Genomic DNA, 14,383 nt, shown 5'->3' with positions numbered 1-14,383 from the left:
GTAAAGGAGAACGGATATGAGATTTCTAAAAGCTTTCATTGCCACTGTCATCGTATTGGGAATTCTCGCCGTTGGTGTGTATTTTATTGGAACCAACCTCATCGCTGATCAGGTGATGGACAAGGTGACAACGGAACTGGAGTCAAGCGGCCAGATGGATGCCATCAGGCAGGAAGTGAAGAATGATCCGGAGTTGCGGGCGTTCATTGAAGAAGGAAAGAATGCGGATCCGTCCAAGTTGCCTTTCCAAACGAAGGAGGAGGCGACAAGGGCTCTCCTAAAGAAATTCAATATGTCCGAGCTCAATGAACTGCAGAGCCAAGCAAGAAACGGGATGACAGCTGTAGAACAGCAGCAGTTAATGAACAGGCTGCAAAGCCGCTTGTCCGAAGAGGAGCTGCTTGCCCTGAAAGCGATCGCATATAAGGAACTATGCGCATCAGATGGCTCGGCTTGTCAATGAGCGTTAAACAAAAAGATGAAAGGGATTTGAACAAATCCCCTTCATCTTTTTTATTCCTTCGCCAGTGTGGCAGGACGGATATAGCGGGAGATGAATCCATGACGCGGCGATCCGATAAAGCTGATAAGGAATAGAATGCCGGTCGCAAATGCCATGGATCCAGAAATAGATGTGTCGATCCAAGAGGCAATATAGTATCCGCCGATTGCGGAAAGGACGCCGAATAGTGCGCTGAGTACGAGCATGATCGACAGTTTATCGGTCCAGAGGTAAGCGGCTGCTGCTGGCGTGATCAGCATGGCAACGACCATGATGGCACCGACTGCATCGAAGGATGCGACAGTCGTAATCGAGACAAGGGTCATGAAGACGTAATGCATAAGCATGACCGGAATACCGAGACTAGCCGCAAGCGCCGCATCGAATGTCGTAATCTTCCATTCCTTATAAAATGCCAGAATCATCACCAGTACAATCGCAAGGACAATGCATAAGATGAAAGTGGCTTGCGGCACATCGCCAAGCAGCGGGACCGCCATCGTCTGCCAAGGGACAAACGTGATTTCTCCCATCAAGGCATGTTGCACATCCAAGTGAACGTTTCCTGTTTTCGTTGCGATCAGGATGACTCCGATAGCGAACAAAGTCGTAAAGACAACGCCGATTGAGGCATCTTGTTGCACGCCGAGCGAGTGGAGCCACTGCACTAATACGGCAGTCAGCAGCCCTGCAATGATAGCCCCGACAAGCATATGCCATCCACTCAGCTCGCGGGTGATCAAATAGGCGGTGACAATGCCAAGCAGGACAGTATGGCTAATAGCATCCGCCATCATGGCCATCCGGCGCAAGATGAGAAAGGCCCCCATAATGCCGCACGAAATGCCGACTAAGGATGCGGTAAGTAAAATCCATCCTTCATAGCTCATGGTTATTTACCCTCCTTGACGGGCTGGCGAGGGATGGGCCGGCTTTCCAACCTGTGTTGCTTCCGTTGCAGCTGTAATTGAAGAGCCCGGACCAATAGACCGCGCTGCGTGCCGGCTATTACCGATATGAGGAAGATGGAAGCGGAGGCAATGACGATAAAAGGACCGGTCGGCCATCCTTTCCCCATTGTGCTGATCAATGTGCCGAGCAAGCCCGAGCCGCCGCCGAAAATTGCGGAAAGCACCAGCATCCGTTTGAAGGATATCGTCCAATAATGGGCACTGACCGGTGGAATAATGAGCAAGGCAGCCATTAAGATTACGCCGACTGCCTGGATGCCGATGACGATCACGAGCACAAGCATCGCTAAATAAAGGCCATCCATGAGTCGGTTTGACAAGCCCAGTCCTTTCGCAAAATCCGGATCAAACAGAAACAATTTCCATTCCTTGAACCAGATAACGACAACAGCAATGATTACAATGGCGACCGCCATCATTGTATAAACATCCGTCCGTACCATCGAAGCCGCTTGGCCGAAGATGAAGCTATCCAGCCCCGCTTGATTCCCGCCGCCTTTTCGGCTGACAACTGTCAGCAGCATGATACCGAGTCCGAAAAAGACGGATAGGATAAGCCCCATAGCGGCATCTTCCTTCACCCGGCTGGAGGAGCGGATTAACTGGATAAGCCAGGCACCGATAAATGCACTGACAGCGGCGCCGAAAATCATGAAGGGCAGATTTTTGTAGCCGAGTATCGAAAAGGCGATAACCACACCAGGGAGCGCCGCGTGGGATAAGGCGTCGCTCATGAGGCTCTGCCTTTTCCAATACGACAGGCATCCGACCATGCCGGCGGCCGTTCCGAGAATCAATGTGCTGAAAAGAACCCATTGGGCGTTAGGAGATAAAAATACGTCCAGCATTATTACGCCTCCTTCATCCAGCGCAGGGAGCCACCGTATGTCTTTTGGACATTATCTTTCGTGAAGACTTCTTCGGTTTTCCCGTATTCCACGATCGTCCGATTCAGCAGCATGACATGATCGAAATAATCCTCCACCGTCAATAAATCATGATGGACGACCATGACGGTTTTGCCTGCAGATTTCAAGCGTTTCAACGTCGTCATAATGGCCGTTTCTGTCGCCGCATCGACACCAACCAGCGGTTCATCCATGAAATAGAGGTCGGCGTCCTGGACGAGTGCCCGTGCTAGAAAGACGCGCTGTTGCTGGCCGCCTGACAATTGGCTGATCTGGCGATCGGCATAGTCGGCCATACCCATCTGGGCCAGTGATTCCAATGCCAATTCCTTATCCTTTTTGGACGGCCACTTGAACCATCCGATTTTCCCATACAGTCCCATTAACACAACATCAAGAGCATTCGTCGGGAAATCCCAGTCGACGGAACCTCGTTGCGGGACATAACCGACGCGCGTTTTGGTCTTTGCCAATGTTGAATCAAAAAACGAAACTTTGCCAGAAAGCGAAGGATGCAATTCCAGCATCACTTTCAGCAAGGTTGATTTCCCAGCACCGTTCGGACCGACGATACCGGTCAGGGATCCGGGCTTCACATTAAAATTCACATCAGATAACACTTTGTTTTTTCGGTAGGAAGCAGATAAATCTTCCACTTTTAAGACTGACATCAATTTCCCTCCCCTAAGAGTGCCTTATGAATGGTGTCAACGTTATGTTTATACATTCCGATATACGTACCTTCCTCCGTCCCTGCATCACCCATAGCGTCGGAAAACAGCTCTCCGCCTAATTTGACGTCCAAACCTTTTTTACTTGCCCCTTCTATAACTGCTTTTATGGAATTTTGGTTAATGCTGCTTTCCACGAATACTGCAGGAATCTTATAATCCAGCAAGATAGAGATTGTGTCATCAATGTCGGAAATGCCGATTTCATCTTCAGTGCTTAACCCTTGCAAGCCGACTACATCAATGTCATACGCTCTGCCGAAATAACCGAATGCATCATGGGCTGTTACGAGAACGCGCTTCTCTTTTGGGATTTCTGCAAGCTTTTCTTTAGATTCTGCGATCAGATCATCCAATTCTTTAAAATATTTTTCTTTATTGGCATCAAAATCTTCCGCATGGTCTGGATCATATTTTTTTAGTTCTTCTGTGGCAGATTCCAGTGACATCTTCCAAAGATCAATATCGAACCACACATGCGGATCGATCGCTCCATTTTCGTCGTGCAATAACTTATCTTTCGGAATGGCTTCAGAAATACCAAGAACCGGTTTTTTACTGCTGATTTTATCGAATGCTTCTGTCATATTTCCTTCCAGGTTCAAACCGCTGTATAGAACGATGTCGCTGCCTTCCAACTTTTTTATGTCTCCTTGCGTCGCTTTATACAAGTGAGGATCGACGCCGGGTCCCATCAAGCTTTCTATCGCGACATGCTCGCCTCCGATAATGGAAAGCGGCTCTGCGATTTGCGCGATCGTCGTCACAATGTGGATTTTACCCTCCGTGTCCACTTCATTCGCTTTTTTCTCTGTACAAGCCCCTAACATAAGCAGCGCTGAGAATAGGGCAATTAATAATACGCCGTACTTTTTCTTCATTTCCTTTCCCCCTAAATCAATGTTGATAGTGTTTCCCTTGTGCAACAAATATAATAAAAAAATTTATACCGCTAAGTGTCAATTTCCAAAAATCAAAGACACTGGACGTTTGGTCATTAACATTTGATTCTTACTGAGAGGCCGGTCCCATCTACAGGACAAGGACGAAAGCTATTTACTCCGAGCATAAAGCCATGGGCGATAAACTGTAATATAGCCGCTTACAGGCAAAGAATTGAAAGGCTGAATGAGTAAACGGGGCAGTCAGCCAGTGTTACTGCCTAGCTGTTTTTGAGTTGAAAACCTAAGACCTCCACATTTGTAATGACTGTCTTTACTATATGTCGGATTATGGAGACTTGTGAGAAGCTGAATTGAGAGTAGTAAGCTTTTCTCTGGGTGCAATATCGTAATTTCGTAAACGTTAGAAGATAATCACTCCTTCAGGCAATGTAATAAGTTTCCTTGAGGAAACTGTTAGTAAGTTAAAAATAATACGATAAATAAAGTTTGTCAACAGGTAAGAATAGAAATAGATATGGATTCATCGTCAAGGGATTGCTTTACTTACGATTGATGCAGGAAATATTTAATACTGGACAATAAAGCTGAATTATGATTAACTAGTATAGTTAATTAGGCTAACTAATGAATTTATTTATGAGGAGGCGTTGAACATTACAACAAGGGAATTGCAATTTTTCGGGCAATACGCCAAAGTGCATCGACCGATGCTAAATGAAATAAATGCCGTCCTTGCGGAATACAGATTATTTAATTCACAGTGGACCATCCTAAAATTACTTTTGCAAGAGGGCGACATGACGCCGGCAGAAATTGCAACGAAGCAGCAGGTGGAAAAACCGAGTGTCACCAAAATTCTGCAGCGTCTGGAGGAGCTGACGTATATCGAAGTGCGTCCGGGGCAGGACAAGCGCGAAAAATGGATCCGATTGACGGAATTCGGCAGCTCCGCATGCCATGAGATCATGGGGAAACTGGATACGTTATATAAAGGTTTTTTGAAGGGCGTTCCTGCAGAAAACATTGAAATCGCCACGGCCGTCTTGAAAAACATCCAAGAAAATCTAAACTAACGAAAGAGTGAGTCGATGGAAAAACAAAGTTTATGGACAAAGGATTTTATTATTATTTCGATCATCAATTTCTTTATTATGCTTGTCATGTATTTACTCATGGTGACCATAGCGCCTTACGCTGTAGAGGAGTTCGGTGCTTCAACGAGTACAGCGGGTCTCGTGTCGGGAATTTTTATTATCGGAACATTGATCGCAAGGATCGGATCAGGTAATTTAATTGCCAAAATCGGCAGCAAGAAACTGCTATTCATCGGATTAGTAGTTTTTTTAATTGGTACAGGTCTTTATTTTGGCGCTGCAACATTGCCTCTTCTTCTTGCAACCCGTTTAATTCATGGCGTTGGGCTTGGCTTTGCCTCAACTGCGACCGGTACGATGGTGGCGAAAATTATTCCGCCGACCCGCCGCGGGGAGGGAATCGGTTATTTTAGTATGAGTACCGTTCTTTCTACAGCTATCGGACCATTCCTCGGAATTTTCATGAGCCAGCATTATCCGTTCCAAGTTATTTTTTGGCTTTGCCTCGTGCTGAGTATTATTAATATGCTCATGTTTTTCTTCGTCAGAGAAGAAGAAACTGCACCGGCTGCTGTTCGTGTGAAGGAAAAAAGCCATTCCCAGTTTATCGAAAAAAGAGCATTGCCTATTTCCGTCATCACTTTATTCGTCGGACTATCCTATTCAGGTGTTCTTTCGTTCCTTTCGTTCTATGCGAAGGAAATTGATGTCGTAAAAGCGGCAAGTTTCTTCTTCCTCGTGTATGCATTTGTTGTCTTGCTGTCACGCCCTTTTTCAGGCAAGCTATTAGATGAGAAGGGCGCAAAGTTTATCGTCTATCCGGCATTGCTCTTGTTTGCTGGAGGCCTATTGCTGCTGAGCCAAGCGCATAATGGTTTTATGCTGCTCGCCGCAGGTGCGATTATCGGGCTGGGCTTTGGGAACTTCCAATCATGTGCCCAAGCCATCGCCCTGAAAGGGATTGAAATGGATCGAATCGGCGTCGCCACTTCCACGTTCTATATCTTTTTGGATTGCGGCTTCGGTTTTGGTCCCTATTTCTTAGGCCAGGTCATCCCACACACAGGCTATAGCGGTATGTATTTGACGTTAACTGCCGTTGTGCTTCTTTCCTTGTTCGTCTTTGTTTTGTTGTTCGGGAAACGTGGAAAAGGTACGATGGAAGCAAAGCAATAAGTTAAAGATGGACAGGTGAACAACATGAGAAACCATGTGCGGCCACCCCAGCGAAAAGGCAAAAGCAGAAGACATACTTCGAGACTGCGGAAGAAGCATAAACAAAAGGAGCCCCTCCATCGATCGGGCACCTTTTCATTATTCAGCTACAACCTTTTCACTCATCAAGGCAAGTGTGTTATCTTCTGTATCCGTAAAGAAAACCATCCATGTTTCGGTTTGACCCATTTTGGCGATTAAGTGCGGTTCATCTGTGAAATGAACGCCTTTTTCCTTGAAATCAGCATACGCTTCGTCAATATGTTCCACGTGAAAATAAATAACGGAGCTGGCATTCGCAAATTCCTCTTTTTCTGGCGGGCTCAGCAGCAAACGAACGCCACCGCAATCAAAAAACGCCAATTGGCCTGCCTCGAACAGCTTAGGCACGCCGAGTACGTTTTCGTAAAAGGAAACCGCTCTTTCAAAGTTCTTTACGGGAACAGCGATCTGCCCGATTTTAGTAATTGTTTGATTCATCCTCATCACTCCTTTCCTTCTTACGTTCATCTTACAGAAGTATTTTGAAGCCTACTTGTCCAAAATCACCTTTTTTCGATAGTCGAGAGGTGAGTGGCCAGTAGCTAGTTTAAATGCTTTGCTGAAGGAAGCGGAAGATTGAAAACCGAGTTCGTGTGCGATGGCGGTGACCGTCCATTCATTAGCAACCAATCGTTTCTTCGCCTCTGTTATGCGCAGCTCGGCCAGTTGCTGGTAAGGTGTTCTGCCATAAACCTGCTTGTAGGACCGCAACAGATGGTTCGTCGACATGCATGCCGCCTGGGCGACATCCTGTAATTGAATCGGCTCCTTGTAAAATGCACGGATGAAATCATCGGCGATCGCAATCCGTCTGTACAATTCCTCTTTCGTGGAGGTTCGCTGCATTTGTAGCGATTGCATCTCTTTCCCCGCAAACTGGTGGGCCGATACAAGGTGAAGCATAGTCCGATGAAACTGCTCCTCCAGCCAAAGCGGGTCGTGTTTCTTATCTGGATAGTGCTGTTTCATTACCTGAAGTTGGCGGAAGAGGCTTGCATTCATTTCATATGTTTTCTCGAAAAATCCAACCGTTTCCTTGTCTCGAAACGGATCGGACAATAGCTGATCTGGAGTGTCAGTGAGCGTCCGGCTAACTTCCTCGGCAAAACCATGCCGGAAGAAGAGACAGAACGATTCTACCTCTTGCACCTCATCAATGGCGATTGTATAGTCCCCTTCATTCAGCAATAAATACCGATTCTCCTCGACGGCGAAAAATCCTTTATCCGTCTTGTATAGCGCTCGTCCTCCAGAAAAGGTTTTGATGGAGAGCTGCCCACCACCTTCCCAGTAGAATTCATCGCTTTTGGCATGAAGTATGAAATTGGCCGATTCGTCTTTTTTCATGTTTCGAGCACCAACCTAATTATCATAAATTCCTGAGTATGGCGATATAAAAACGATGTCGAATAGTGAAAGGCTGAGTGCCGTGAACAGTGGAAAGGGCTGAGCTGACTTTTTCAGTAAGGGACAACCGTTCTTCTTCTTTCAGATTTACAAACCAGGAAAGGGAACGAAGCCTTTCCCCCCATTCAGCCGCTGTGAAGGAAACGGTGTACTCAAAATTGTATGTGTCCAATAAATCAAAACCGTGCTGCTTCCATTCTTCAAACCACTCAACAGGGAAGCTGTTGATGAACTGGGTCGCTTGTGCTTTTGAGCCGGCCGGTTTGATGAGACCCGGGGTCACATGGTCTTTCAAAATCCCCATGGATTCCGCAACAATTGGATCGATGGTCATGAATCCCGAGTCCATGACAATTAGCTGTCCATGCGGTTTCAGGATTCGTTTGATTTCCCGCAGGGAGGCCTCCCGGTCGAACCAATGCCAGGCGCGCAACGCAACAGCCATATCGTAGGAAGAATCCGGCAGCCCCGTGGCTTCGGAAAATCGATTATCATACTCAATTTCTTGTCCCTTCTCTGCATCGATCCGCTGGGCTTCTGCGATCAATTCGCTAGACGGTTCAATACCAGTGACATAGGCTCCTTGGTCGTGCAAGAGACGTGTAAGTACGCCTGTTCCTGAACCTAAATCTACAATTCGTTTCTTGGAAAAATCCACGCCTCTTGTGTGCAAGCTGGATACCAGTTCAGCCGGCAGGTCATTTCTAGATTGCGCGTAACTTTTCGCCACCTTACCAAAATCCACTTCCATATCGAACCCCTCCTTTCCCTAATCTTAACTGGAAAGCACCTTTCTGAGTAGACCCATTATACGAGAAAGTGTTACTTATCTGAATCTACGACCTAAGGCTGAATGAGAAATCGGACGGGGGCTCGTTATAGAGCGGTGGCCGCAGGTGGTACGGTTATCTCAGTCAGTTGATTATGAATGGAAGGGGTTTACTTGTGAAAATTTTAGAAAGCATCGTACAGAAAAAGGTGTTGGTCGGTTTATTATCCGCCATGATTATTTTGTTAGGGGTCTTGGCTGTTTTCCGGCTCGATAAGGAAATCATGCCATCTGTCGGAACGGATGGTGGATATATCGTCATCGAGGCGGGGGATATGGCGGCGATCGACGTGGAAGAGCGAATTACTAACACGTTGGAACAGAAATTGCTGGCGCTCGGGGATGTGGAGAAGGTCCAGTCCTCAACAAAGCTTGGTGGCACGCAGTTGGATATGGTTTTCGCCAGAGGAAAAGGAGCGGAAGCCATACAGGAAGTGGAGCGGGTTGTGAGCAGCCTCCGGGCGGAGCATCCGGAAATCAAAGAAGCATACACGGGCCAATATGGGGTGCGTCAAGGGTATGAGTTCTTCATGGAAGCTTCCGGCGGTGATATGGAGGAAATGTCCTCTTTCGCACGGCAAGTGTTAAAACCTAGATTGGAAAGCTTGAAAGAAGTACAGGAAGTCAATGTATCAGGCACGGTGGAGCGGGAAGTGTCTATCCAATTGGATCGTAAAAAGATGGCGGAGCTCGGTATAGATGCCTCTTATGTAATCGGAAGCATCTCGGAAGGCAATTCGGAAATGACGCTTGGTGAGCTGAAGGCTGAGGATGGGAATGGCTCCTTGCTTCGCTGGCAAACAAAAGTGGAGGATGTAGAGGACTTGCGTAAAGTGGAGATACCGACCGCTACAGGGAACATCCCTCTTGGCGATATCGCTTCGATCTCCATTGAGCCGCTTGAAAATGCATCGTATGTATGGAAGAACGGCTCTAAAGATTTGATTTTCATTCAGATTGGCAGGGCGAATGGTGCGACTCAGCTCGATATGGCAAAGGCTGTCCGGGCGGAAGTGGATAAAATTCAGGAGGAAGGGCTGGTCAAAGACTTTGAGTTGAATGAAATGGTGGCGCAAGCCGATTTCGTCCAGGAATCAATTGATGGCGTGGCAGATAATATTTTGATCGGAAGTATTGTAGCGGTAGCCATCTTATTGCTATTTCTGCGAAACGTCCGCGCGACGCTTATTATCGGCATCTCCATCCCGACGTCTGTTTTGCTGACATTTTTGACGGTCTACCTGCTGGGCTATAGCTTGAATATGCTGACACTCATCGGTCTCGGGCTTGGCATCGGCATGATGGTCGACTCCTCGATTGTCATTTTGGAGTCCATTTATCGGCAAAAGGAAATCGGTTTAGGCAAACTCGATGCAGTGCTGGTTGGAACGAAAGAGGTCGCGGGCGCTGTCATTTCCTCCATGCTGACAACGATTGTCGTGTTCCTGCCGATTGGTTTTATCGGAGGAGATATGGGGCAGTTTATGATTATTTTGTCCATCGTCGTGGCGGTGACATTGATTAGCTCCGTCCTTGTCGCTTTCACAATCATTCCTACACTGTCGGAACGGTTTTTGCGCTACCGAAAATCGACGAAAGGAAAGGCGGAGGGCAAGGTCCTGAGGCAGTACGGCGCCTCGATTTCCTGGATTGTCGGTAAGAAGTGGAGAAGCGGTCTTGTCATTTTCCTATTCCTACTCTTGTTTGGAGGTTCGCTAACGCTAGTGAATAAAATCCCGATGACCGTCATGCCGGATATCTTCAATCGATATTCGGAAATTCTCATCGAATTGGAACCTGGCGTGGAAGGCAATGACAAAGAGCAAGTCGTGCAAAAAGTGTCACAGCAGTTAGGCTCAATTGACGATGTAGACTCTACGTTCATTATAGACAATGGGAATCTGCTCATCGGAATAATTAATATGACAAAAGGCGATGCGATCAAGACAGAACAAAAAGAAGTGAATGAAGAGATTCTAAAATCATTACGTTCATTAACGGAGCAAACGCCAATCAAGAATGTCCAAAGTGCAATGGATGGTCCAGGCGGGGCACCTGTCCAAGTGATGATCAAAGGGGAAGACTACTCGAAGCTGCAATCAATCGGGAAGGATTTTACGAAAAAACTCTCAGCTATCGATGGGCTTGTCGGCATCACGGATTCCATGGAAAACAGCCAGACGCAGCAACAGGTCGTTTTAAAGGATTCCGCAATTGAAGAAGCGGGATTAACTAGGATGCAGGTGAAACAATTTCTACAGCAAGCGTTCATTGACATGCCTGTCGGTGAAATGGCCTATAACGAGGAACAAATCCCTCTGATGGTCAGATGGGCAACCAAAACAAACTCCACAAATGATGTCTTGAACATGGAGATTCCGACAGTGGCGGGAGATATGAAGCTCTCCTCATTAATTGAATTCAAATCGGTTAAGACACCAAAAGAAATCACACATTTGGATGGAGAGCGTTTTATCGCAATTGGCGCCGATATCGAAGGCAAAGACTTAGGAACGATTAATCGGGACGTCCAAAAGGTAATTAATGCGTTCGATCTGCCAGCTGGCTATGCAATCGACGCAGGCGGTGATATCGAGCAACAACAGGAGCTGATGATGGAAATGGCAATCGTGCTTGGCATCGCTATGTTCCTTGTCTACTTCGTCATGGCAGTCCAATTCAATCATCTCGGTCATCCGCTGATTGTCATGTCCGTCATTCCAATGGCCATTATCGGAGTCATCATTGGCCTCTTCCTGACGCAGCGAGAACTCAATTTATTATCCGGAATGGGCGTCATTATGCTCATCGGCATCGTCCTGAACAATGCCATCCTGCTCATAGACCGGACGAATCAATTACGAAGAGAAGGCATGCAAGTGGAGGAAGCGCTTGTCGCAGCAGGGAAGCAGCGGATCCGTCCCATCTTCATGACAACACTGACAACAGTAGGCGGCATGCTCCCGCTCGCTCTGGCATCCGGTGCATCCGGCAATTACCAGGCACCGCTCGCGACGGTACTTATCTCGGGATTGCTGTTCGCGACCATCATCACCTTGCTGTTAATTCCTGCAGTGTACCGTCTTGTCACTAGACGAGTGGCCGCCGTGAAAGAAACGGAGAAGGTGACAGACAAAGCGCTAACGAAAAGCGTGCCGGAATTTGTAAAATAACTACATCTTCTAGCCCCTGCCTGCCATTTTGTGCAGGCAGGGGTTTGTTTGGTTCTTGTTCACTTGAGTGAGTTACGTCAGGGGGTGCCTAATAATAGTTGAACGCCAGAATATCGGGCCGAACGCCAGAAAGCAGAGTTGAACGCCAGAATATCGGGCCGAACGCCAGAAAGCAGAGTTGAACGCCAGAATATCAGGACGAACGCCAGAAAACCGGTCTGAACGCCAGAATATCGGGCCGAACGCCAGAAAGCAGAGTTGAACGCCAGAATATCAAGCCGAACGCCAGAAAACCGGGCTGAACGCCAGAATATCAGGCCGAACGCCAGAAAGCAGAGTTGAACGCCAGAATATCAAGCCGAACGCCAGAAAACCGGTCTGAACGCCAGAATATCAGGCCGAACGCCAGATAAACGGTCTGAACGCCAGAAAATCGGGGCGAACGCCAGAAAGCCGGTCTGAACGCCAGAAAATCGGGACGAACGCCAGAAAGCCAGTCTGAACGCCAGAAAATCAGGACGAACGCCAGAAAGCCGGTCTGAACGCCAGAATATCAGGGCGAACGCCAGAAAACCGGTTTGAACGCCAGAAAATCAGGACGAACGCCAGATAAACGGTCTGAACGCCAGAAAATCGGGACGAACGCCAGATAAACGGTTTGAACGCCAGAACCCGGTTTAATTCCAGATAAACCTTTGACCCGCGCCAAATAAAAGCTACGGGAGCCAAATCATTACGTTTAAGCCCTCACAAAATAATAGCTACAGAAGCCATATGAACGGCAAATGCCAGGAAAGCTGTGCCACCTGACCGAATTAACCTAAAAAAGGATGACTTTAACGCACTCTATTGTAGTCCGTTTCAATTCCCGTTAGAGTACAAGTATTGAGAAATCCGGATTCAAGGAAACACTCAAAGTGATTTTGGAATAGGGGGAAATATAATGTCTCACGTATTAACAGTTAAAGCAGAGGATTTTCAAAAAGAAGTATTGGAAAGTGAATTACCGGTATTTGTTGATTTCTTTACAGATGAATGCGGTCCATGCCAAGCATTCGAACCGGTTTTAGAAGATGTGGCAGAAGATTTATCCGATAAAGTCAAGTTCGTTAAACACTGGGTCACATATGAAGACTTTGAAGCGAAATCAAACCCGGTACAAGTAAAATACGACATCGTCGCTTTCCCGTCGTTGTATCTTTTCAAAAATGGTGAAGTCGTCAAAACGTATATTGGCTATTTAAACCGCCAAGACTTCCTAGATTTTCTAGAAGAAGTCCTATGATTTACAGAAGTGTTTGGAATGAAAAATTCCAAGCGCTTTTTTTATTGCCCGAGGCTCGACCGGCAGACGGTTTCATCTGTACAATGAGAAGGAGAAAGGGGGCGCCTGTCATGAATGCCAAGGAAATGGACAATCAACTCCGTATCAAAACAGAGGGAACGCTTGAATTGCTAAGTCAGTCGCCGCACTATAACCGGTATGAAGCCACTCCGTATGATGCGTTAGAGGAATTGTTCCGCGAATATGAGTTTCAAAAATCAGATGGATTCGTCGATTACGGATGTGGCAAGGGACGGGTCTCCTTTTACGTGCACCATCGGTTCCACTGTAAAGTGACCGGGATTGAGATGAATGGCCGACTGTACGAGGATGCCTTGACGAATTTATCTCATTATCGCGGCAAGTCACAAAAGAAAAAGGATGGGCAGCTCCATTTTGAGCGCTGCTACGCGGAGACATTTGAAGTGGAACTGACCGATAATCGTTTCTATTTCTTCAATCCGTTTTCCGTGCAAGTTTTCACTAAGGTCGTCGGCCGCATATTGGAATCGGTTGGGGAGCACGGGCGGCCGGTCGATCTCATTTTGTATTATCCATCGATGGATTACGTGCAATACCTTGAAACCAAAACGGCCTTTGATTTGCTCAAAGAAATCAAACTAGGTGGTATTTATGAAAATGATGAGGACGAGCGCTTCCTCATTTATCGGCTTCAGGCGTAACGTGTAAAGAGGCTGGCCGGTATGTACGGGTTCCCGGCAAGCGTTTGCAGTTGTCCCAGGCTGCAATGGCCTCTGCCCGACTTTTGCCCTTATTATTCGGATCGGCGAAGTAATCTCGTATAAATCGATTGTATTCAAACTGGGGAGCGATCTCCTTTTTGTAGGAAGGATCTTTTTTTCGATCCTCCTCCTCGTGCCAAGCGGTCACTGCATCACGATACGTTTTGCCGATGTTTTGCTTGAAGTAATTTTGAATGAACGTCGAAAAATGAAACGCCGGGATGACCGTTTTGAAAAAGGCCCGTACCTTTTGGCTGCATCTGTGGTCTTCTGTAATGACCGTTTCGAGGTTCAATTCTTTTTGCTCTTTCTGTTTTGGCCGAGCAGTTGCCTGTCGCATCGGTTTCATAATTTCACCGGTTCGCAGGAATGTACTGATACGGTCAGTAATTTCTCCTTTTGATCCTGCCGCGCTCAGTCCGTTTCCTCTGCAAAACTCCTGAAGCTCTGCTTTTAGCCAGTAATAATTCAAAAACTCTTCCACTGAAAGATCTGTATGTAAGATGGGTCTCATAATCTCACCTCCTCTTCATATAATA

At 46.9% G+C, this 14,383-nt stretch carries 15 protein-coding genes; 6 read left to right on the top strand and 9 right to left on the bottom strand.

Annotated features, from left to right (window positions below; all coding sequences use genetic code 11):
• The first annotated feature begins 16 nt into the window (after positions 1–16).
• On the top strand, positions 17–463 hold the full coding sequence (locus ACSW3C_RS08385) for a hypothetical protein (RefSeq protein WP_486562026.1): 447 nt from the start codon (positions 17–19) through the stop codon (positions 461–463).
• A 50-nt stretch (positions 464–513) separates the two neighbouring features.
• Here the strand turns inward: ACSW3C_RS08385 and ACSW3C_RS08380 are convergent, their stop codons facing one another.
• From ACSW3C_RS08380 to ACSW3C_RS08365, 4 genes are read right to left on the bottom strand one after another with little or no spacing between them, the layout of a single operon-like run.
• A complete protein-coding gene (locus tag ACSW3C_RS08380; protein ID WP_486562024.1) occupies positions 514–1,392 on the bottom strand; it encodes a metal ABC transporter permease in 879 nt (292 codons plus the stop codon).
• Between the two features lie 2 nt (positions 1,393–1,394).
• Positions 1,395–2,321 carry a metal ABC transporter permease gene (locus ACSW3C_RS08375; protein ID WP_486562023.1) on the bottom strand — a complete coding sequence of 309 codons (927 nt, stop codon included), beginning with the start codon at positions 2,319–2,321 and terminating at the stop codon, positions 1,395–1,397.
• Positions 2,322–2,323: 2 nt separating this feature from the next.
• Positions 2,324–3,052 (bottom strand): metal ABC transporter ATP-binding protein, encoded by a 729-nt coding sequence (locus ACSW3C_RS08370; RefSeq protein ID WP_486562022.1) that lies wholly within the window; start codon positions 3,050–3,052, stop codon positions 2,324–2,326.
• Positions 3,052–3,993 (bottom strand): metal ABC transporter solute-binding protein, Zn/Mn family, encoded by a 942-nt coding sequence (locus ACSW3C_RS08365; RefSeq protein ID WP_486562021.1) that lies wholly within the window; start codon positions 3,991–3,993, stop codon positions 3,052–3,054. The genes ACSW3C_RS08370 and ACSW3C_RS08365 overlap by 1 nt, the downstream gene beginning before the upstream one ends.
• A gap of 671 nt (positions 3,994–4,664) precedes the next feature.
• Here ACSW3C_RS08365 and ACSW3C_RS08360 point away from each other — a divergent pair.
• Together ACSW3C_RS08360 and ACSW3C_RS08355 are read left to right on the top strand one after the other, a co-directional pair.
• The gene (locus tag ACSW3C_RS08360) at positions 4,665–5,090 is read left to right on the top strand and encodes a MarR family winged helix-turn-helix transcriptional regulator (RefSeq protein WP_486562019.1); all 426 of its coding nucleotides are present in this window, start codon (positions 4,665–4,667) and stop codon (positions 5,088–5,090) included.
• A gap of 15 nt (positions 5,091–5,105) precedes the next feature.
• Positions 5,106–6,287, top strand: a complete 1,182-nt coding sequence (locus ACSW3C_RS08355; protein WP_486562018.1) for an MFS transporter — start codon at positions 5,106–5,108, stop codon at positions 6,285–6,287.
• 138 nt (positions 6,288–6,425) lie between these two features.
• Here the strand turns inward: ACSW3C_RS08355 and ACSW3C_RS08350 are convergent, their stop codons facing one another.
• From ACSW3C_RS08350 to ACSW3C_RS08340, 3 genes are read right to left on the bottom strand one after another with little or no spacing between them, the layout of a single operon-like run.
• Positions 6,426–6,806: a VOC family protein gene (locus ACSW3C_RS08350; protein ID WP_486562016.1), complete on the bottom strand. Its 381-nt coding sequence runs from the start codon at positions 6,804–6,806 to the stop codon at positions 6,426–6,428.
• 51 nt (positions 6,807–6,857) lie between these two features.
• On the bottom strand, positions 6,858–7,715 hold the full coding sequence (locus ACSW3C_RS08345) for a helix-turn-helix domain-containing protein (RefSeq protein ID WP_486562014.1): 858 nt from the start codon (positions 7,713–7,715) through the stop codon (positions 6,858–6,860).
• A 22-nt stretch (positions 7,716–7,737) separates the two neighbouring features.
• A complete protein-coding gene (locus ACSW3C_RS08340) occupies positions 7,738–8,526 on the bottom strand; it encodes a class I SAM-dependent methyltransferase (RefSeq protein WP_486562013.1) in 789 nt (262 codons plus the stop codon).
• Between the two features lie 194 nt (positions 8,527–8,720).
• Here ACSW3C_RS08340 and ACSW3C_RS08335 point away from each other — a divergent pair, with 194 nt between their 5' ends.
• On the top strand, positions 8,721–11,777 hold the full coding sequence (locus ACSW3C_RS08335; protein WP_486562011.1) for an efflux RND transporter permease subunit: 3,057 nt from the start codon (positions 8,721–8,723) through the stop codon (positions 11,775–11,777).
• 553 nt (positions 11,778–12,330) lie between these two features.
• On the opposite strand, the gene ACSW3C_RS08330 is transcribed toward ACSW3C_RS08335, so the two are convergent.
• Positions 12,331–12,486, bottom strand: coding sequence for a hypothetical protein (locus tag ACSW3C_RS08330; protein ID WP_486562009.1), 156 nt, complete (start codon positions 12,484–12,486; stop codon positions 12,331–12,333).
• Between the two features lie 234 nt (positions 12,487–12,720).
• Between ACSW3C_RS08330 and ACSW3C_RS08325 the strand changes: the two genes are divergently transcribed.
• Positions 12,721–13,062: a thioredoxin family protein gene (locus tag ACSW3C_RS08325; protein ID WP_486562008.1), complete on the top strand. Its 342-nt coding sequence runs from the start codon at positions 12,721–12,723 to the stop codon at positions 13,060–13,062.
• 110 nt (positions 13,063–13,172) lie between these two features.
• Entirely contained in the window at positions 13,173–13,784 is a 612-nt protein-coding gene (locus ACSW3C_RS08320; protein WP_486562007.1) for an SAM-dependent methyltransferase, read from the top strand.
• Here ACSW3C_RS08320 and ACSW3C_RS08315 read toward each other — a convergent pair.
• Positions 13,762–14,358 (bottom strand): DUF6434 domain-containing protein, encoded by a 597-nt coding sequence (locus ACSW3C_RS08315; RefSeq protein ID WP_486562006.1) that lies wholly within the window; start codon positions 14,356–14,358, stop codon positions 13,762–13,764. The two genes, ACSW3C_RS08320 and ACSW3C_RS08315, sit on opposite strands and share 23 nt — an antisense overlap.
• Positions 14,359–14,383: the final 25 nt, after the last annotated feature.

The sequence above is a fragment of the Sporosarcina sp. AD_1 genome (genome assembly GCF_057373025.1).
Note: the sequence above shows the minus strand (reverse complement) of the source record. Positions and strands in the feature narration are given on the sequence as shown.

What these genes read in the sequence shown, in the direction of transcription:
- ACSW3C_RS08365 (WP_486562021.1), bottom strand. Translation starts at nt 3,993, where the DNA reads ATGAAGAAAAAGTACGGCGTATTATTAATTGCCCTATTCTCAGCGCTG.
- ACSW3C_RS08345 (WP_486562014.1), bottom strand. Translation starts at nt 7,715, where the DNA reads ATGAAAAAAGACGAATCGGCCAATTTCATACTTCATGCCAAAAGCGAT.
- ACSW3C_RS08355 (WP_486562018.1), top strand. Translation starts at nt 5,106, where the DNA reads ATGGAAAAACAAAGTTTATGGACAAAGGATTTTATTATTATTTCGATC.
- ACSW3C_RS08370 (WP_486562022.1), bottom strand. Translation starts at nt 3,052, where the DNA reads ATGTCAGTCTTAAAAGTGGAAGATTTATCTGCTTCCTACCGAAAAAAC.
- ACSW3C_RS08340 (WP_486562013.1), bottom strand. Translation starts at nt 8,526, where the DNA reads ATGGAAGTGGATTTTGGTAAGGTGGCGAAAAGTTACGCGCAATCTAGA.
- ACSW3C_RS08375 (WP_486562023.1), bottom strand. Translation starts at nt 2,321, where the DNA reads ATGCTGGACGTATTTTTATCTCCTAACGCCCAATGGGTTCTTTTCAGC.
- ACSW3C_RS08320 (WP_486562007.1), top strand. Translation starts at nt 13,173, where the DNA reads ATGAATGCCAAGGAAATGGACAATCAACTCCGTATCAAAACAGAGGGA.
- ACSW3C_RS08385 (WP_486562026.1), top strand. Translation starts at nt 17, where the DNA reads ATGAGATTTCTAAAAGCTTTCATTGCCACTGTCATCGTATTGGGAATT.
- ACSW3C_RS08325 (WP_486562008.1), top strand. Translation starts at nt 12,721, where the DNA reads ATGTCTCACGTATTAACAGTTAAAGCAGAGGATTTTCAAAAAGAAGTA.
- ACSW3C_RS08315 (WP_486562006.1), bottom strand. Translation starts at nt 14,358, where the DNA reads ATGAGACCCATCTTACATACAGATCTTTCAGTGGAAGAGTTTTTGAAT.
- ACSW3C_RS08380 (WP_486562024.1), bottom strand. Translation starts at nt 1,392, where the DNA reads ATGAGCTATGAAGGATGGATTTTACTTACCGCATCCTTAGTCGGCATT.
- ACSW3C_RS08350 (WP_486562016.1), bottom strand. Translation starts at nt 6,806, where the DNA reads ATGAATCAAACAATTACTAAAATCGGGCAGATCGCTGTTCCCGTAAAG.